This window comes from Hespellia stercorisuis DSM 15480, from assembly GCF_900142165.1.
Classification (GTDB): domain Bacteria; phylum Bacillota; class Clostridia; order Lachnospirales; family Lachnospiraceae; genus Hespellia; species Hespellia stercorisuis.
This window is the reverse complement of record NZ_FQZY01000015.1, coordinates 34,597-55,085: the sequence shown is the minus strand read 5'-3', so window position 1 is coordinate 55,085 and position 20,489 is coordinate 34,597. Positions and strand designations below refer to the sequence as shown.

13 protein-coding genes and 1 pseudogene are annotated in these 20,489 nt (G+C 39.5%); all 14 read left to right on the top strand.

Annotation, left to right across the window (positions count from 1 at the left end; genetic code table 11):
• Positions 1-64: 64 nt before the first annotated feature.
• Positions 65-2,815 (top strand): YodL domain-containing protein, encoded by a 2,751-nt coding sequence (locus tag BUB85_RS06250; RefSeq protein WP_028086450.1) that lies wholly within the window; start codon positions 65-67, stop codon positions 2,813-2,815.
• A 300-nt stretch (positions 2,816-3,115) separates the two neighbouring features.
• Positions 3,116-3,331, top strand: a complete 216-nt coding sequence (locus tag BUB85_RS06245) for a helix-turn-helix domain-containing protein (protein WP_028086451.1) — start codon at positions 3,116-3,118, stop codon at positions 3,329-3,331.
• A gap of 24 nt (positions 3,332-3,355) precedes the next feature.
• A complete protein-coding gene (locus BUB85_RS06240; RefSeq protein ID WP_073106993.1) occupies positions 3,356-5,089 on the top strand; it encodes a type I restriction-modification system subunit M in 1,734 nt (577 codons plus the stop codon).
• Positions 5,086-6,363, top strand: coding sequence for a restriction endonuclease subunit S (locus BUB85_RS06235; protein WP_073106989.1), 1,278 nt, complete (start codon positions 5,086-5,088; stop codon positions 6,361-6,363). Before BUB85_RS06240 ends, BUB85_RS06235 begins: the two co-directional genes overlap by 4 nt.
• 3 nt (positions 6,364-6,366) lie before the next feature.
• Entirely contained in the window at positions 6,367-9,444 is a 3,078-nt protein-coding gene (locus BUB85_RS06230; protein ID WP_073106987.1) for a type I restriction endonuclease subunit R, read from the top strand.
• A gap of 12 nt (positions 9,445-9,456) precedes the next feature.
• Positions 9,457-10,659, top strand: coding sequence for a DUF6361 family protein (locus BUB85_RS06225; RefSeq protein WP_073106984.1), 1,203 nt, complete (start codon positions 9,457-9,459; stop codon positions 10,657-10,659).
• A complete protein-coding gene (locus tag BUB85_RS06220) occupies positions 10,652-12,499 on the top strand; it encodes a phospholipase D family protein (RefSeq protein ID WP_073106981.1) in 1,848 nt (615 codons plus the stop codon). Before BUB85_RS06225 ends, BUB85_RS06220 begins: the two co-directional genes overlap by 8 nt.
• Before the next feature lie 12 nt (positions 12,500-12,511).
• A complete protein-coding gene (locus tag BUB85_RS06215) occupies positions 12,512-15,433 on the top strand; it encodes a DEAD/DEAH box helicase family protein (RefSeq protein ID WP_231301769.1) in 2,922 nt (973 codons plus the stop codon).
• Positions 15,414-15,788 carry a TnpV protein gene (locus BUB85_RS06210; protein ID WP_001129922.1) on the top strand — a complete coding sequence of 125 codons (375 nt, stop codon included), beginning with the start codon at positions 15,414-15,416 and terminating at the stop codon, positions 15,786-15,788. Before BUB85_RS06215 ends, BUB85_RS06210 begins: the two co-directional genes overlap by 20 nt.
• A 366-nt stretch (positions 15,789-16,154) precedes the next feature.
• The gene (gene tet(O), locus BUB85_RS06205; protein WP_055159350.1) at positions 16,155-18,074 is read left to right on the top strand and encodes a tetracycline resistance ribosomal protection protein Tet(O); all 1,920 of its coding nucleotides are present in this window, start codon (positions 16,155-16,157) and stop codon (positions 18,072-18,074) included.
• 51 nt (positions 18,075-18,125) lie between these two features.
• The gene (locus tag BUB85_RS06200; protein ID WP_002779755.1) at positions 18,126-18,299 is read left to right on the top strand and encodes a cysteine-rich KTR domain-containing protein; all 174 of its coding nucleotides are present in this window, start codon (positions 18,126-18,128) and stop codon (positions 18,297-18,299) included.
• 490 nt (positions 18,300-18,789) lie between these two features.
• Positions 18,790-19,299 (top strand): sigma-70 family RNA polymerase sigma factor, encoded by a 510-nt coding sequence (locus BUB85_RS06185; RefSeq protein WP_105116765.1) that lies wholly within the window; start codon positions 18,790-18,792, stop codon positions 19,297-19,299.
• Positions 19,300-19,393: 94 nt separating this feature from the next.
• Positions 19,394-19,819, top strand: a complete 426-nt coding sequence (locus BUB85_RS06180; protein WP_000323895.1) for an RNA polymerase sigma factor — start codon at positions 19,394-19,396, stop codon at positions 19,817-19,819.
• Positions 19,820-19,902: 83 nt separating this feature from the next.
• A pseudogene (locus BUB85_RS21985) lies at positions 19,903-20,377 on the top strand (RNA polymerase sigma factor).
• The last annotated feature ends 112 nt before the right edge of the window (positions 20,378-20,489 follow it).

The following is a 20,489-nucleotide window of genomic DNA, read 5'->3' as shown; positions in this document are numbered from 1 at the left end:
CATAATTTGGTAGAAAGAATGTTCTGCCGGTTATGCCACTTTTGGGAATACAGGAGGAACTTATATGGCGAGAAACATGATAACAGGAATAGAAACGCAGAAAATGCAGGAATATACACAGGAACAAATAGACCGTGCAGAACACATGGGAATAGCAATTCCAGCGGACGTAAAAGAACAGATTTTTGAATATGCAAATCTGGTTGGCGAAGAAGAGAAAGTAAGGACGCTGGTAAGAAATCTGGCAGATGCAGTCAATCGGTCAGATGAAGATAGAGTAGAGGAACTTCTGGATGATGCCCAAATGGATATTCAGGACTTACCAGATCCAACCATAGGCAAGCTGGAACTTCGGGATTATGGATATACAGCAGAGGATATGGTGCCGCTTAGAAAAGCAGCAGCCCTGGATTATCACAGAATGGGTTCTAAAATCTATTGCCTGGGTAGTGATGGCAGCAAGGGAGAGTATGCAAGTAAAGAAATGATACAGGCACATGAAGGGCTGTTTGGCATGGAATCACAGATGTGGGAACGGATAAGGGATCAGGATCTGGATTATGCAGATGAAGATTTTGGAGCATTTCAGGAGCCGATGAATGTGATTGGACAGGAAGAAGCTCTGAAATTATATGATGCCGGAGCAGATATCTATCTGATTACCAATTTTTCATCACCAATCTATGTTACAGAGCGAATGGAGATTGAACGAGGTCCGGAGCATTATCAGATGTCTACAGAAGAACTGGAACGATTCCGCAATTTGGAATGGGAGATGCAGAAATATCCGCAGATTCAGTCTTTGAAAGAGGCAAATCTGCTATTAGGGACAAGACGAACATTCGGTATTTATCAAATAAGAGATGGTTTGCCAGGTGAAAACTATGCGTTTATGAATATGAGCTTCATTGAAAGTCACGGGATGCAGATTAAAAAAGAAGACTATGAACTGGTCTATGTGGGAGAATTATTTGGAAATATGTCGCTAGATGATATATTTGAACGATTCAACATCGACAGACCAGAAGACTTTCGAGGACATTCCCTGTCTGTCAGTGATATCGTAGTTCTGAATGAGGGGGGAAAGGTAACCGCTCATTTTGTAGACAGTATCAGTTTTGAACAGCTAGATTCTTTCCTGAATCTGGAAGAACAGGTTCTTAGTGAACTGGCATATGAGGTAGGAGAACGTTACTTTGCTATTCAGAGAACAGAAGGAGGATATGATTATTCCTTTTACGATGAAGATTTCCGCCTGATGGATGGTGGCGTCTATGAAAATGGTGAAATTTCTATTGAAGAAGCGGCAGAGGAACTTTTGGAAGACGAAGGATGGACTGGAGAACGCATCCGTGGGGATTATGATCAGTTGATGGAAAAGGTAGAAGAAATGGATGAGGTTGTAATGGCAGAGATTCAGAAAAGCCAGGGCGAATATAAGCCATTGGCAAAGGTAGAAGAACTGGAAGAGGCAAATTATAACATGATTGATAATGTCCTCAATAATATGCCACCGAAGAAAGAACCGTATCTGGAATACTTTGCCGCAGAATGTGATGAGTTCCATGATATGGGAGCTTATGAAAAAAGTACCGATGTTAATCAGATTGCTGCGGTTTATGAAAAATATAGGGAGAATCCTGAGAATGCCTATCGAGTATGCAGTATGGGGATTATCTATCGTGATCCGGAAGACAGTTACTATGATGATGCTGAATTTGCAATCGTAAAAGGAAATACAGTACTTGGAAATCTGATGGACGATGTTCGATTTTATGGAGAACTTGCACTGATACGGGAAGGGATTGAGAAAATTCATGATGCATTGCCGGACTATAAGTATGTACCAATGCGGGATGTTCGGGAAGCAATGTATCCAGAGAAGATGACCACAGAACAGTTGGCAGAGGCATTGGATGAGATTGCAGAAGCTTTTGATCCGTATGAGTATCGAGATAATGTGGAGACGGGAGAAAATACGGTACAAGAGGTGATGTTGGATTTGCAGAGTGGCAATACACATTCTTATATTTCTTATCTGAAGGATATTGTAGACGAAGAATGTGACCAGTCTGTGCGTGCAGGTGTATTGATTGAAAGACTGAAAGTCTATGAGCCGGAGTTTCCAAAGAATCTGGAACCAATGGTGTATGTAAACTATTGTGAAGAAAGTGCTCTCATGAATCCAAGATGTCAGAAGTTATCCGAGCTGGATGCAAAAACAGCAGAAATGGATAAAGAATGGTATGCAAAACGTGATTCGAAGACAGAGGAACCTACAAAAATCACAAAGATATATGTGACTGTATATTATGCGGAAAAAGGTGAACAGATGCTGCATCATTTCAAGAAGTCAATAGATATTGGAAATGGACATGGCGGTATTGTGAGTCAGTTGAAGTATGATAATGAAATGAAGCTTACAGATGAGTATTGGATCAATTACCAGAAAGGTAAAGGAAGTGAAGAGTTCCAAAAATATATGGAAGATCTGACAGACATGCAGAATCATGTGCTTCCGTATCTGCAGAGCTTTTGCAATCTGGAAGAAAAAGGTGTGAAAGAGAGACGAGAACAGCAGATAACGGAAAGAAATGAAGGAAGAGCAGATGAGCGGGGAACAAGTACCGAAGCGAATGCAGTGGTCAAGGATGCAGGAAAAGCAGATAGGAAACAGGTACAACAGAAGCAGGCGGTAGTTGGAAAAGATAAGAAATTATCCATTCATGAACGGCTTGAGATTAATAAGAGGATTATTCAAGAAAAGCAGGGAAAAGATAAGCCGGAGAGAGGGGCTGATCGGGGTGTGAGATAAGTATAATATTATAATTCTAATGAAGGATGTAGGGAGTCAATCCCTGCATCCTTTTTTAATGCGTAAATATGGATTGAACGTTATAATGAAAGCAGATTGGAGATGTTTTTCTTCTAACCACATCAATTAGGAAAAGAGTATCTGTAGCAGATAAATTCAAAAGGTTTGTGAATAAATTAAAAAAGATATTCAATATTTGAAAAAAGATATGTGATATTTGTAAATGCGAATTGTACAAGGAGTTTTTTGTGTGATAAAATAATTTTGATATTGATTGCACATTAAACGGAGGAAAAGAGGATGGCAATTAGTTATAATGGATTATGGAAACAGTTAATTGACCACGGAATGAAAAAAGGAGATTTGTGTGCCAAGACTGGTCTTAGCTCCAGTACAATAGCAAAGATGACAAACTGCGAGTCGGTGAAACTATCTGTTTTGGAAAAAATCTGCAAAGAGTTGGATTGTAACTTTGGAGATTTGATTGACTATGTACCAGATAACAAAGAAAAGTAAATTACCTTATGGAGGAAAATGTAAATGGCTACGAGAAGTGCAAAAATAGATCAGAAAGCAGACCTAATATGGGCAATAGCAGATAAGCTTACCGGTGTATATAAACCACATGAATATGGAGATGTTATATTACCACTTACAGTAATCAGACGTTTTGACTGTATTCTCTCAGATACGAAGGATGCGGTATTACAGAAATACGATGAAGTAAAGAATCTTCCAATGAAAGATATTTTACTTCGTAAGGCTTCAAAAAAGGATTTTTACAATACAAGTAAATATACATTTGAAAGACTTATGGATGATCCTGACCACATTGAGGAGAATTTTAGAGAGTATCTGAATAAATTTTCAGCAAATGTGCGGGATATTCTGGAAAAATTTAAGTTTGATGGACACATCACAACGATGGCAAATAAGGGGATTCTGTATATTGTTTTAAAGGAATATACAACAGACAGAGGAAATCTTCATCCGAATGAAATCTCTAACCTTGAAATGGGATATATTTTTGAAGAAATTATAAGAAGATTCTCTGAGTCTCATAATGAAGATGCAGGACAGCATTACACTCCAAGAGAAGTTATCCAACTTATGGTTAATATTCTCTTCTATGATGATAATGACATCCTTTCTGGCAATAATGTGGCAAAGACGATTTATGATCCTGCCTGTGGAACCGGAGGTATGCTTTCTGTAGCAGAGGAATATTTACATAGTCTGAATGCATCTACAGAGCTTGTATCGTTCGGTCAGGAAATCAATGACCAGACATTTGCAATCTGTAAGGCTGATATGCTGATTAAGGGTAACAATGCTGATTACATTAAGGATGGCAACACATTATCGGATGACCAGTTTGCAGGCAGTACATTTGACTATATCCTTTCAAATCCTCCGTTTGGACGTGAGTGGAAGAATGAAAAGGCAAAAGTAGAGGAAGAGGCAAAGCTTGGCTTCGGAGGAAGATTTGGAGCAGGACTTCCGGCTACAAGTGACGGACAGATGCTTTTTCTTATGACAGCAATATCAAAGATGAAAGATATTGATAAAGGTGGAAGCAGAATTGCAATCATTCATAATGGTTCCCCACTTTTTACAGGAGATGCAGGAAGCGGACCTTCTGAAATCAGAAGATATATTCTTGAAAATGATCTGCTTGAGGCAATCATTGCTTTACCGAATGATATTTTCTATAACACAGGAATTGCAACCTATATCTGGGTATTGTCAAATAAAAAGGCAGGTACAGTCAGAGAAGGAAAAGTGCAGCTGATCAATGCCAATGAGATGTTCGTGAAGAGAAGAAAGGCATTAGGAAATAAGCGAAATGATATCTCTAAGGAAGATATTGCAGAGATTACAAAGATATATGGTGATTTTAAAGAGAGTGAAATCAGCCAGATTTATGATGACGAGGATTTTGGTTATACCAAGATTACAGTAGAAAGACCGCTTCGTGATGAAGAAGGCAATCTGGTATTGAAAAAGGGAAAGAAACAGCCGGATACCAGTCTTCGTGATACAGAAAATGTTCCGTTAAAAGAGGATATCAAAGAGTACTTTGAAAGAGAAGTACTTCCATTTGCACCGGATGCATGGGTAGATGAGAAAAAGTCAAAGGTGGGATATGAGATTCCGTTTACGAGATATTTCTATAAGTATGAAGCTCCAAGACCATCAGCAGAAATTATGGCAGAGATTATGGATTTAGAGACAGAACTATCTGGAAGTCTTGAGGAGGTATTTGACCTATGAGAGAGATGAAGGATAGTGGAGTGGAATGGATTGGGAAGATACCAAAAGATTGGGAGATTGTTCCCTTAACAAAGCAATTAGATTCAATTGTCGATTATAGGGGAAAAACACCAGAAAAAACAGAAGAAGGAACTTTTTTAGTAACTGCAAAGAATATAAAAGATGGGAAAATATGCTATGAGTTATCAAAAGAATACGTTCGTGAAGCCGATTATGAGGAGATAATGCATCGAGGAATACCACAAATTGGCGATATACTATTTACTACAGAGGCTCCATTGGGGCAAGTGGCTAATGTAGATAGAACTGATATTGCCTTAGCACAACGTATTATAAAATTTAGAGCATTAAGTACTGTTAATAACTATTATTTGAAGTATTGGATGTTGAACGAGGGATTCCAGCAGTTTTTACATTCATTATCTACTGGTTCAACAGCAACTGGAATAAAATCAAGCAAGTTATTTTTACTTCCGTTGGTTAGACCAAATATAGAACAACAAAATAAAATAGTTGAATATCTGGATGCCAAGTGTTCAAAGATTGATGAAATTGTAGAAAAGCAGAAGGTGATAATTGAAAAATTAGAGGAATACAAATTATCAATTATTACGGAAGCAGTAACCAGTGGAATAAATCCAGATGTAGAGATGAAGGATAGCGGAAGTGTATGGTTTGGAAATATTCCTATAAATTGGGAAATGAAAAGATTAAAGTATGTATTCCATATTCAGAAAGATATTGCAGGAGAAGAAGGACATACTGTTTTGTCAATTACACAAAGAGGAATAATTCCTAAAGATTTTTCTAACAATGAAGGACAGTTTGCAAATAGCTATGCAAATTATCAGTTAGTCCATAAAGGTGATTTCGCAATGAATCATATGGATTTGCTGACCGGTTGGGTAGATATTTCAAAGTACGAAGGAGTTACAAGTCCTGATTATAGGGTTTTTGTATTAAATGATAAGAATGGTATGTGTCCAAAGTATTATTTGTATATGATGCAAATGTGTTATAGTGCACGAATTTTTTATGGATTAGGACAAGGTGTAAGTGGTATGGGAAGATGGAGACTACAAGCAGATAAGTTTTTGAATTTTTATATTCCTATTCCACCATATGATGAGCAGAAGAAAATAGCTGATTACATAACTGATAAGGTAAATCATATTGAAGTTGAGATTGATAAAAGAAATAAACTTATTAAGAAATATCAAGAATACAAAAAATCCCTCATTTACGAAGTTGTCACAGGCAAAAAGGAGGTGTAGCTCATGTCTGATTTTGATGTAAAAGAGAAACGATTTGAGGAAGATATCGAAGACTATCTGACTCATCATGGTGGATATACCAAAGGTGATCCAAAGAAATTTAATCGTGAATCAGGACTTGAAGAAGATACTTTTGTTGAGTTTATTAAGACAAGTCAGCCTAAGAAATGGGAAAGATATGTAAAAATTTATGCGGAGAATTCCGAGAAACAGATCATCGAACGTTTTAAAAGAGAAGTAAAGACAACGAATCTTTTGAATGTGATGCGGCATGGATTTATGGACAGAGGAATCAAGTTTTATCCGATTTTCTGGAAGCCGGAGACCTCTTTGAATGAGACTACACAGATGCAGTATGATGCGAATATCCTTCATTGTACCAGACAGCTTCATTATTCTGTACATAATGAAAACAGCATTGATATTGTTCTTTTTGCAAACGGCATTCCGGTGGTATCTATGGAATTGAAATGTCAGTTTACAGGACAGGATACAACAAATGCGATTAATCAGTATAAGTTTGATCGTGCCGGTAAGGATGCGATTTTTGCCTTTAAGGAAAGGGTATTGGTACATTTCGCTGTAGACCTTACCAATGTTTATATGACTACAAGACTTGAGGGCGCACACACTTATTTCCTGCCATTTAATCAGGGAAGTAATGGCGCCGGAAAAGTAGGTGGCAAAGGTAATCCGGTAAATCCAAATGGATATGATACAGCTTATCTTTGGGAAAGAGTACTCTGCAAAGACAGTCTGATGGAAATTTTACAGAAATATATGCACTTGCAGCAGGAGTACGATAAAAATGGAAATCTTGTGAAAGAGACTATGATTTTCCCAAGGTATCATCAGCTTGATGTTGTTACAAAGCTGTTGGAAGATGTAAAAAAGAATGGTTCAGGTAAGAGTTATCTGATCCAGCATAGTGCAGGCTCAGGAAAGTCCAATTCGATTGCATGGCTGGCACACAGACTTACCGGACTCCATGATTATGAAGACAATAAGATTTTCCAGTCAGTAATCATCGTTACTGACAGACGAGTGTTGGACAGTCAGTTACAGTCTACAGTATATCAGTTTGACCATGTGGAAGGTGTGGTTAAGAAAGTAGATAAAAATTCGGGACAGCTTAGAGATGCAATCAATGATGGTGTAGGCATTATTATTACTACATTACAGAAATTCCCGGTAATCTATAAAGAAGTGGATTCTGCAAAAAAAAGATTTGCGATTATTATTGATGAGGCACATTCTTCGCAGACCGGAGATGCAGCGAAAAAGTTAAAAAGAGCATTAGCTGATACTGAAGAAATTCTGAAAGAGTATGCCGAGATGGAAGATGAGGACGAGAGAAACCGCAAGGATGATGAGGACAAGCTATTAGACGAACTGGCAGCACAGGGGATGCATAAGAACTTATCATTCTTTGCATTTACAGCAACGCCAAAAGGAAAAACATTGCAGCTGTTTGGTCAGAAGGATGCGGAAGGAATCTACAGACCTTTCCATATTTATTCTATGAGACAGGCAATAGAGGAGCATTTCATCTTGGATGTTTTGCAGAACTATATGACCTACAAAATGTACTATAAGATTGCCAAGATTATTGAGGATAATCCGGAATTTGATACAACAGCTGGTTCAAAGGCAATTATAAATTATGAGACACTGCATCCACATAATATCTCTCAGAAGACTGCCATTATGCTGGAACATTTTATGAATGTCACAAGACATAAGATAGGTGGCAGAGCGAAGGCTATGGTTGTTACACCATCCAGACTTCATGCAGTACGATATGTGCAGGAATTTAAGAGACAGATAAAAGAAAAAGGACTGAATGACCTTGAAGTGTTAGTCGCTTTTTCCGGTGAAGTGAAAGATAACGATGATGTGTTTACCGAAGAGGGAATGAACAAGGATAAAGAAGGCAAGACAATAAAAGAAAAGGCTTTGCCGGAAACATTCCATGCAGATGATTATGGAATCCTTGTTGTTGCAGAAAAATATCAGACAGGCTTTGATGAACCACTACTTCACACCATGTTTGTGGATAAGAAATTGTCCGGTGTAAAGGCAGTACAGACTTTATCAAGACTGAATCGTACTACAAGAGGAAAAGTAGATACCTTTGTACTTGATTTTGTGAATTCAGCAGAGGATATCAAAGCATCTTTTGAGCCATTCTATGAGGAAACTGTGCTCTTGGAGGAAACAGATCCTAATGTTGTATATGATATGAAGAATACCTTGGATGATTTCAGGGTATATCAGAAATCAGAAGTGGATAAATTTGCGGATATTTTCTATCAGAATGAGAATCAATCAGCTGGTGATCTTGGAAAGCTTCAGGGACAGTTAAGACCAGCAATAGACAGATATGAAGTGCTTGAGGTTGAAAAACAGGATATATTTAAGTCTACCTTGGCAAGTTTTAACCGTGTGTATGCCTATATTACACAGGTATGCAGATTATTTGACAAGGATATTCATAGATTCAGTATTTATTCAAAATTCTTATACACAATGCTTCCTAAGGGACATGGTGGAGAGAAGATAAATATTGATGACAAAGTTCTTCTTGAATACTATAAGCTGGAAAAAGACTTTGAAGGTCCGATAGAGCTTGAAAGCACAGAAGGCGGATATACACCTATCTCCGGTGATTCCGGTCATAGAGAGCCTAAGAAAGACCCGTTGACAGTAATCATTGATAAGATAAACGAAAAGTATGGCACTCATTTTACAGAGATGGATAAAGTTCTTGTTCAGATGGAAAATGATTATGCCAATCAGGAGAAATGGCAGAGCTACGCAAAGAACAATGACAGGGCAACATTTATGCTGTTATTTGAAAAGGATTTTCCGAATATGGCAGCAGACAGATATGAGCAGAATGACCAGTTTTTCAGAAAACTGTTTGATGATCCTGATATGATGAGGCAGGTAATGGAGACTGTAGGTTCTGTATTGTATGAGAGATTGAAGAAGAAATATATCTTTGATCCAAAGTCGGGAGTAATTGAAGAGGCGACACCGGAGACTTATGTGGAAGATACATATTTGACGAAGAAATAAGGAAGTGAAAACATGCAGTTAGGATGGATAGATTTTTCAAAAGAAGACCGGCAGAAGGCATTCGATGTGATTAACCTTCTGAGTGAACAGGGAGCAGTCGATGAACTTGGAATCGGCGTTATTCGTGATGCTTTTGCCAATTATTTCTTTCCGGGGACATCTACCATCCAGACTAGAGCAAAGTACTTCCTTATTGTTCCATATATGTTAAGGGAGGCTGTTGATGGCAGGTATGGAAAGGATGCAAATAGAGTTTTAAGAGCTATAGATTCTGCTGAAAAAGATTGTGGCATCAGATTGTTAGAAGCAGATCCCAAGGCAGAAGGTGTTATTGGAAGTCGTGTATTGCCAAAGGGCTGGGTGGCAAGAAAACCATCAGATATCTACTGGAATGGAATTCGTACCTTTGGAATATTCTGTGATTATGGTCTGTCTATACCGGAGTATGTTTCATTGGCGGTAAAGCTAAAAGAACAGAAGTCTGTCAGCCGGTTGGGAAACAGGAATGATGATGCAGAGGAAAATGATAAGGATGATTCGGATGCAGGAGACATCGGCAATATTAGATTCTGGAATCTTCCGATTTATCATGATGATTGGAGAGACAACCTTACAATAGAGCTGACGCAGGAGGAAGCATTCTATCTGGATAAGCAGATTCAGAAGTCAACGAAAGGGTCTCTTTTGGAATATGTATTGAAAAATCGTATTGATTTGAATGAATATGATGATTTTGCTTCTTTAACGGCTGAACTATCGGAAAAAGTAGGTGAAAAGCTGGCATATATGATGAAGCTTGCCTGCGATTTTAATAATCTGGTGTATATGGCGAGAGTAAGATACAATGTCATGCTTTCAGAAGACGAGAATACATACGCAAATGATGAATGGAGCAGGTTGCTTCCGGATATAAGGCATAATGCGACAGTAGATCTGGATGCAGTGTTTGGAGAATTCCAGTTGATCAATCCAAGGGCAAAGAGCTTTCTATGTGGGATACAAGCAGCATTTATTACATTAGATATTGATATGGCTGATGAACTGATTCGCAAGAGGGAACGGAGCCTGAAAGGAGCAGCCAGAGCGAAGTTAAGCAGAACAAAGGAATTTGATCATTCAAAATGGGTAGGCGGTGGAATGCTCGATTACAGATTCTCGAATGCCAGAAGAATTGTGAATGACATCTATGCCGGGGAGGTGAGTGCTGATGTTTAGACCGGATTCAAACCGAGATAGAACGGATTACAGCGGTATTTTGATGCCTCCGGACGGATATAGATTGGACAGAGCAGTAGGCACTACATATTCACTTGACCTGGAAGCACTCACAGCTGTGGCGATATGTCTTGGATTATCTGAAGAAACAGATAGTAAGCTTATGCAAAATCCAATTGGTATGCTGAATGCATTGCAGAAGGTATCAGATAAAATCGTGCTGTTTTGTGAAGCAGGACAGATTAAAGTGCCAACAAAACCGACTGCACTATCTATTTTATTAGAGAAAATGGTAGTAGAGGTCGCACTGCCAAAAGATAGACAGCTTGGTCGATATCCGTCATTTCATCCGAAAACATGGGTATTAGCATATGTAAACGCTGATGGAGATAAAAAATATCGTTTTGTGGTAATGAGCAGAAATCTGACTTTTGACAGGAGCTGGGATATCAGCTTTGCAATGGATAGCAGTAAAAATGTCAGACAGAAGAAAAAGACTCAGCCTATCTGTGATTTTCTGGATTATCTTGTAATGAATGTGCATAATACCAGCAATAATGCCGGAAAGAAAAGAAACCTGATTCGTGGATTATGTGCAGACATTAAGGATGTATCCTTTTCACTTGATAGTAAAATATTTGGAGAGGATTTTGAAGTGCTTCCACTTGGTATTGGAAAAAATGCTTACCGGATGCAGGAGGATATCCTATTCTGCAAGGAAAGAGGAAATGCCAATTCGACATTTAATGAGCTTGTAGTGATGTCTCCGTTTTTATCAGAAAGTGTGATTGCAGATTTTAACCTGACAGACAGGGCATTGTCGGACTGTAAGAGAACACTTGTTACGAGACGTTCTGAGCTTGGAAAACTCAAAGCATCAGATGTAGATAATTTTACCATCTATGCATTAAAGGATGAGATTATAGATGGTGAGGAAGAAATTTCAGATGAACTCGCAGATAAAAAGAAACAGGATATTCATGCAAAAATCTATCTGAGAAGGAAATATTCAGATGTTGACCTGTATCTTGGTTCCATGAATGCTTCCTATTCTGCAATTAATAAAAATGTTGAAATGATGCTGTGGCTTGGTACAAAGAATATGTATCTGAATGGGGATAAATTCTTAGAGGATATATTCTGTGGACCGGTAGGAGATGCAAAGAATCCATTTGAGCAGGTTACAGTAGCGGATGCTGTTTTGGAAACAGAAAGTGACAATAGAAATCTGCTGGAGCAGAAAATTAAGGACTTGTGCCGAGTGAAAAGGCAGGCTGTAATTTCAGAAGATAATGAGAATGCTGGAAAGTACAAGATAGAGGTTGAGTTCAGTGGTATTGAATCTGATAGTGAGGTTACAGTATCACCATTTAATTCAAAGCAGGAGCAGACATTGTCAGAACATATAGAGTTTTCAGAGCTTGAGATCTTGCAGTTATCAGAGTTCTATGAGATTACTGCAAGATCAGGTGATGATACAATTCGCAGAATTATTATGATCCCTACAAGTGGTTTCCCGGATGACAGAGAAAGTGCTGCAGTAAACAGTGTGGTAAAAGATAGGGCATCATTTGTTGAGTACATAGCGTTTGTACTTGGTGATGATTATGTAGCATCTATGCTTGAAGGAAAGCAGATGGGAGAATCCGGCTTTTTTGCCAATTCGAGTGATGCAATGCCGGCACTCTATGAAAAGATGTTAAAGACATCTGTAGAAGGGCCGGAAAGAATAAAAGACATTGGATATGTGCTTAAGATGGTTACAGATAAGGATATTATACCGGATGAATTCCGTGAACTGTATGAGACTTTTTGTAATACTTTGAAAATCAGAAGATAACGAGGTGATGTCATGTTACAATTTAATATAGATGAAATTGAAAAGCGTACCCTTTCCGGTCTGAAGGATTTTCAAAGAGCGACTGTGGAGAGAGTGGATTATCTGTTCCGGCATAATCAGAATCGTGTGCTTGTAGCAGATGAAGTGGGTATGGGAAAAACTCTTATTGCCAGAGGAGCAATTGTAAAGACAGCAAGACTTAGAATCGAAGAGAAAGATGATCTGTTTAAGGTAATTTATATCTGCTCTAATCAGAACATAGCAAATCAGAATATCAGAAAACTTGATGTAACAGGAAAGAATGCCATCGGCTCAGTATCAGATACCAGACTGTCTATGCAGCATTTAAAGATTACTGAGCAGGAAAATGATCCGCAGATAAAGGAAGGTTTTATACAGCTTATCCCACTTACACCGGAAACATCTTTCCGCATGACCACCGGAGGTGGAAGTGTGCAGGAAAGAGCACTTATGTATGCCATTTTAAGGAGAATGCCGGACTTTAAAGGACATGTAACTTCTCTTGAAAAATTTATGATAATGGATGCTGTAAAAGCATGGGATGGATGGGCAAAATGGAACTTTGAAAATCGTGTGGCAGAATGCGAAAAGATGACGAAGGGTGTCTATCCACAAAATGTGATAGAAAAAATCCTTAATTATCAGGAGTATGAAAGTATAAGGGACATGCTGCTTAATCATTTGCATGAAAGAAGATACAATAAACAGCTTACATATTCCAATTACTATGTGATGAATAAGCTTCGTGTGATGTTTGCGAGAATCAGTGTATCTATGCTTGAGCCGGATCTGGTAATCATGGATGAGTTTCAGAGATTTAAGTTTCTTTTGTCATCCGATGACAGTGAGCTTGGTATTCTTGCACACAGTTTCCTTAGTGGACATGATACAAGGGTACTTCTGTTGTCGGCTACACCATATAAATTGTATTCTACCCTTGAAGAGATAGATGAAAATCAGCTTGATGAGCATTATGCAGAGTTTTTTCAGGTTATGAACTTTCTTTTTGATGATGAAGTCAAAGACATTAAATTTAAGGAAGTGTGGAAGAATTATTCCCATGCTCTAAGTGAGTTGAAGGCAGGGGACAGTGCAATTATCCGTATGAAGGAGCTGGCAGAAAATGCCATGTATCAGGGAGTCAGCAGGACAGAGCGTATATCTGTCATGGATTCCGGTGATTATACGGATGACAGCAGCGTGAAGCATCATTTGCAGATAGATGAAAATGACATAAACTCCTATATACAGATGTCACGATTGTTGTCAAAAACGGATTCAAATCATTCTTTACCGGTAGATTATGCAAAGAGCTGTCCGTATCTTATGTCCTTTATGAAGAAATATAAGATTAAAGAGCAGATTGAAAAATATTATATAAAACATCCAGATGAATTTGGAAGTGAAAGAGAACAATGTCTCTTGTGGCTGAATCGCAATAAAATCAATAAATATGATGAACTGCCGAAAACCAATGCAAGGCTTGAGGCACTGAAAGAAAAAGCATTTACCGGCGGTGCAGAAAAATATCTGTGGATTCCTCCATCACTGCCATATTATGAGATGCAGGGAGCATATAAAAACAGCAAAGGCTTTTCAAAAATACTTGTATTTTCTGCATGGGAGATGGTTCCACGAATGATAGGTGCGCTTGTTTCCTATGAGGCGGAAAGACTTACAGTTGGAAAACTGGTACATCAGATAAAGAATCAGGATAAGAAGAATACGGGGTATTTTGCGGATGGTTCGAGACGATACCCGGTGGCAAGGCTCAGGTTTAATGTTTCAAATGGAGAAGTAAGAGGCATGAGCCTGTTTGCACTGCTTTATCCTTCAAAGACACTTTCTGATATGTATTTACCGATTGAGTCATTGAATAATCATGAATCATTAGAAGTAATAGAGAAATCTGTACGGCTGAAACTGAAAGAGAAGCTTGCGATAATCGAAGAAAAGTATGGTGATTCGGGTAACAATAAGGAAGATGCCAGGTGGTATTATCTTGCACCGATGCTCATGGATGGAGTCATCTATGCAAAGCATTGGATAGAGGATATTGTGTGGGAAATGAATACAGACGAAGAGGATACAACATCTGAGGTCAGAAGCAGTTCAAAGGATAAGAGAAATAAGGGCTTTATTGCTCATATTGATAAGCTAAGAAGTTATTTGGATGCCCCGGAGGAGATTCATCTTGGAAGAAAGCCGGAGGATCTTCTGGAAACATTGGTAAATATGGTACTGGGTTCGCCAGCAATATGCATTTATCGTTCTAATGGAAGAAGCACAGCCAGAGCAACATCGCTTGCAAAGGTATTTGTCAATAATTTCAATTTGCCGGAGTCAACAGCTATCATTGATCTTGCTTATGGCAGATGCAGGGATGATAATTCCCATTGGCAGAATGTACTTAAATACTGTAAAGATGGCTGTTTTCAGGCAATGATTGATGAATATATCCATATGCTGAAAGAAACAGCAGGTTTTCAGTCGGATGGAAATCAGTATCAGATTGTGCATGACATGATGATGGATTCATTGAAGATACATACAGCCACCTATATCGCTGATACTTATCCTGATTTCAAAAAACGTATTAACGGAGCTGACAGGAAGAGTGATGGATGTCGAATAAGGTCGAGTTATGCAGTTGGATTTACAAAGGATGCAGGAGATAATTCCAAGGTAGTCATGCGTAAAGAAAATATCAGAAATGCCTTTAACTCACCAATGCGTCCATTTGTGCTCGCTACAACATCAATCGGACAGGAAGGATTGGATTTTCATAATTATTGTCGTGTGATTATGCACTGGAATCTTCCAAGTAATCCCATAGATGTAGGACGGATTTTGCGGACATTCAAAATAAAAAAGAATGTGGAGGTAACAGACAATGGCAAAATCATTATTTGAGGAACTGGGCGGCAAATACGAAAGGCAAGGGGATTATTTGATACCGTGCTTAACTGTACCCGCCGAAGAAGAACAGGCAATAGGCATCTGGGGGCAACGGCATTTAGATTATCTAAAACAGTACCGTAAAGTTACATACACCAATCTTCTTACAAGCGGCAGGCTAAACGCCTACCTTGCCGACATCAACAGACAGGCACAGGAACGCTTTGAAAGGCTCATAGAGGGTATGAAACAGGCACAGGGCATAACGGAACAGCTAAAGGCAGAAAACGCCTTAGAATGGACAGGATGCCTCAATAACATAAGGGCTTGTGCGAGGGAGATTGTGGAAAAGGAAATTATTTTTGCATAAACAGATGATTAGTGGCAGGGGGAAATCCTGCCGCTTTTTCTGCTTTAGTTTGTCAGCTTGACAAATAAAGGGTTAAGGAATATAATTAGATTCAGTATTATACAAGGAGTTAATAAATATGCGGCAAGGTATTCTTAAATAAACTGTCAATTTGATAGTGGGAACAAAAAGTAGCAGTCCCGTTTCACTTTTAATATGGGGCTTAGTTTTTTGTACCCAGTTTAAGAATACTTTTATCATGTAATTTTATATGCCCGAAAACATATAAGTGTTTTGGGGCTATTGGAGTTATTTACCCAGTGATAGGAGTATTTATCACTGGGTATTTTTATGCCCTTTTTTGGGTGTTGATAGGAGGAAAATCACATGAAAATAATTAACTTAGGCATTCTGGCTCACGTTGACGCAGGAAAGACAACATTAACGGAAAGTTTATTGTATACCAGTGGTGCAATTGCAGAACTAGGGAGCGTAGATGAAGGCACAACAAGGACAGATACAATGAATTTGGAGCGTCAAAGGGGAATCACTATCCAGACAGCAGTGACATCTTTTCAGTGGGAGGATGTAAAAGTCAACATTATAGATACGCCAGGCCATATGGATTTTTTGGCGGAAGTATACCGTTCTTTATCCGTATTAGACGGAGCAGTATTATTAGTTTCTGCAAAGGATGGCATACAGGCACAGACCCGTATACTGTTTCATGCACTACAGATAATGAAGATTCCGACAATTTTTTTCATCAATAAAATTGACCAAGAGGGGATTGATTTGCCAATGGTATATCGGGAAATGAAAGCAAAGCTTTCTTCGGAAATTATAGTGAAGCAAAAGGTTGGGCAGCATCCCCATATAAATGTAACGGACAATGACGATATGGAACAGTGGGATGCGGTAATTATGGGAAACGATGAACTATTAGAGAAATATATGTCAGGGAAACCGTTTAAAATGTCAGAACTGGAACAGGAAGAAAACAGGAGATTCCAAAACGGAACGTTATTTCCCGTTTATCACGGAAGCGCTAAAAACAATCTGGGGATTCGGCAGCTTATAGAAGTAATTGCCAGTAAATTTTATTCATCAACGCCTGAAGGTCAATCTGAACTATGCGGGCAGGTTTTTAAGATTGAATATTCAGAGAAAAGGCGGCGTTTTGTTTATGTGCGTATATATAGCGGAACATTGCATTTGAGGGATGTTATTAGAATATCTGAAAAAGAGAAAATAAAAATCACAGAGATGTGTGTTCCGTCAAATGGTGAAATCGTCCCGGCTGACCATGCCTGTCCGGGAGAAATTGTTATTTTAGCTGATGATACTTTGAAACTGAACGACATTCTGGGAAATGAAAAACTCCTGCCTCACAAAACATGGATTGATAATCCCATGCCATTACTTCGGACAACGGTAGAGCCGCAAAAGCCGGAGCAAAGGGAAGCCCTGTTAAATGCCCTCGCAGAGATTGCTGATACAGACCCTCTTTTGCATTTTGACATTGATACTGTTACACATGAGATTATACTTTCTTTTTTGGGGAATGTGCAGATGGAAGTCATTTGTGCCATCCTTGAGGAAAAATATCATGTGGAGGCAGAAATAAAAGAGCCTACTGTTATATATATGGAAAGACCGCTTAGAAAAGCAGAATATACCATCCACATAGAAGTCCCGCCAAATCCTTTCTGGGCTTCTGTCGGGTTGTCCATAGAGCCGCTCCCTATTGGAAGCGGAGTGCAGTATGAAAGCAGAGTTTCACTTGGATATTTAAATCAATCGTTCCAAAATGCGGTTATGGAGGGGGTTCTTTATGGCTGCGAGCAGGGGCTGTATGGATGGAAAGTGACAGACTGTAAAATCTGTTTTGAATATGGATTGTATTATAGTCCTGTAAGTACCCCCGCAGACTTTCGGCTGCTTTCCCCTATCGTATTGGAGCAGGCTTTAAAAAAAGCAGGGACAGAACTATTAGAGCCATATCTCCACTTTGAAATTTATGCACCGCAGGAATATCTCTCACGGGCGTATCATGATGCTCCAAGGTATTGTGCAGATATTGTAAGTACTCAGATAAAGAATGACGAGGTCATTCTGAAAGGAGAAATCCCTGCTAGATGTATTCAAGAATACAGGAACGATTTAACTTATTTCACAAATGGGCAGGGAGTCTGCTTGACAGAGTTAAAAGGATACCAGCCAGCTATTGGTAAATTTATTTGCCAACCCCGCCGCCCGAATAGCCGTATAGATAAGGTTCGGCATATGTTCCACAAGTTAGCTTAACAGCTTGCAAAAGTCATATAAAATGAGATTTGAAAGGATTAGAGACTAATTATGATGAAATGCGAATGGATATTGTGTCCTGTTTGTGGGAGCAAAACCCGTAATAAAATTAGGAAGGACACTGTTTTGGAGAATTATCCCCTTTATTGTCCAAAATGCAGACAAGAAAGATTGATTAAAGTTGACAACTTGAAGATAACTGTCATCAAAGAGCCAGACGCTTAAGACGCAGAGCCGATGAAATTGTGGAACAATTCACGAATCATCGGCTCTTTTTGTTTCGTATTTGAAAGAACAAACTCACCAAATAAAAAAAACGATATTCGGGTGGGTTATTTTGTTATACCCTAAATTACCCTCTGAATTTGTTTTTAAATTTGGAGGGATTTTTTTATGTCCTTTTTTCGGGCAGTTATCTATCTGCTCATACGAAGCAAAATTTATCAATACATAGCATATCAGAGAACGGCAGGAAACCAGTTAAAAAAATTTCTGCCAGTGCAACGGTACTTCTCACCTTGAAAGTAGAAGTACAATCTCCATACAATAGAATTACTATTTCCTATAACCGTAAAGGTCACAGAGCCTTTGCGGTTTTTCTTTTGTCGATTTTTGTTGGAAAGTGCCGTAGGGCTGTTTCTGATATGCGGTGTCGTTCTCCGCCTCTCCATCTGGATTTTTTACATTTCAAAAATTCAGATGGGAGGTATTTATGGTGAAATATGCACCAAGAAAGGTATATATCAGAGAAAGTGGCGGCTATGTGGAATTATCCTACACGGAGTTCTGCCGTTGCAGGGAATCCGACCAGACCTATATGGACAAGCTGTTTATCCCCATTCAAGGCTGTCTGCTTGAAGTCGTGAGGGAGCAATACACAGACTTCTACCGTGACAAGGAACGGTGGCGTTATCTGCAAAAATTAGATACAAAGAATAGACTGCTATCTCTCGACGGATTTACGGACAGCGAGGGGAATCCTCTGGACTTTATCACTGATGAAGCGGTGGACATTGCAGAAACCGTTGTCAATGCGGTCATGGTGGACAGGCTGAAAGCCGCCCTGCCTTTGCTGTCGGATAGTGAACAGGAGCTGATACAGGCAATCTTTTTTGACGGACTTTCCGAGCGTGAAGTCGGGGCGAGGTTGGGCATAACCCAGAGCGTTGTAAACAAACGCAAAGCCAGAATCCTAATAAAACTAAGAAAGATAATAGAAAATTAAAATTTAAGGCGTTCAGCCCCCTTGTTTTTTCCTTTGGGAAGATGAGGGGGCTTTTCTCTGCCCTCTCAATCAATTCTGATTGGAGGAAGTAAGAATGGCATACAACCACGGACGGGAGGACAGGAAATGGCGTATCTGGAAAGAAGCGGAGGAAAAGCTGCTGCGTGAGTGCGGCGTTGATGAAGCGACCATTGAGCAGATACGCATGGCGGACAGGGCAGACTTCAATTCCAACAGGCGGTTTTACCGATGGACGAATGACGTTGCGGAATATCTTGAGGACATGGCAGGCAGGGAGCGGCAGGCGGAAGTGGGTACGGTTGCGGAGTTACTGGAAGAGATTGAGAGCGAAAATCTCTATCAAGTATTAGTCACGGTGGACGGGCGTACCTTGAAAATCGTCCTGCTGAAAATGCAGGGGTATTCCACAAAGGAGATTGCCCCGCTTGTGCATTTGACGACTGGTGCCATCTATGCGAGGTTAGACCATCTGCGGAAGAAGCTGCGGAAAATTTTATAGCTTCTAAAACAGCCTGCCATCCTGCGGGCTACTGGGTGAGGGATGGAAATCCCCTCACTCATTTTTTGCAGGAGGACAACAGGATGGCATACAGGGTTAAGGCATACACGCTTCGGGAGGAATCCACGGAAAGCGGCACAAGGTATTTTATCAGCTTTAAGGACGGGCAGGGCAAATCCCACGAGTTGGAAGTGTCGGAACAGTTCTTTATGGAGTTTCGGCAGATGGAGCGCAGGAACAGGAATCTTTTCTAATGGGACGAGCGGCACAGGGAGTTTAACGAGGTATGGGACGAAACCCTTTACAGACGGGCGTTGCGTGTGCCTAAGAGCCTTGATGAACGCATGGTTGAGGAAGAACGGAATGAAACGCTCTATAAGGCGGTTGGGAGCCTTCCAGAGATACAAAGGCGGCGTTTCCTGCTCTACTACGAGTATGAGTTCAATTTTTACCAAATCGCCGCTATGGAGCATTGCACCGCTTCGGCAATACAGAAATCTGTTGCGATTGCAAAGGAGAAAGTAAAGGCGGAAATTGAAGAAATATCTCCAACCGTGACCGACACCGCCCGAAAAAGAAATCTGTTTTTTATTTGTGTGGGATTGGCGGCATTACATACTCTCACTTTTTTCCGTGGGAGTAAATCTATTTTTAAGGAGGTCAACGCCTA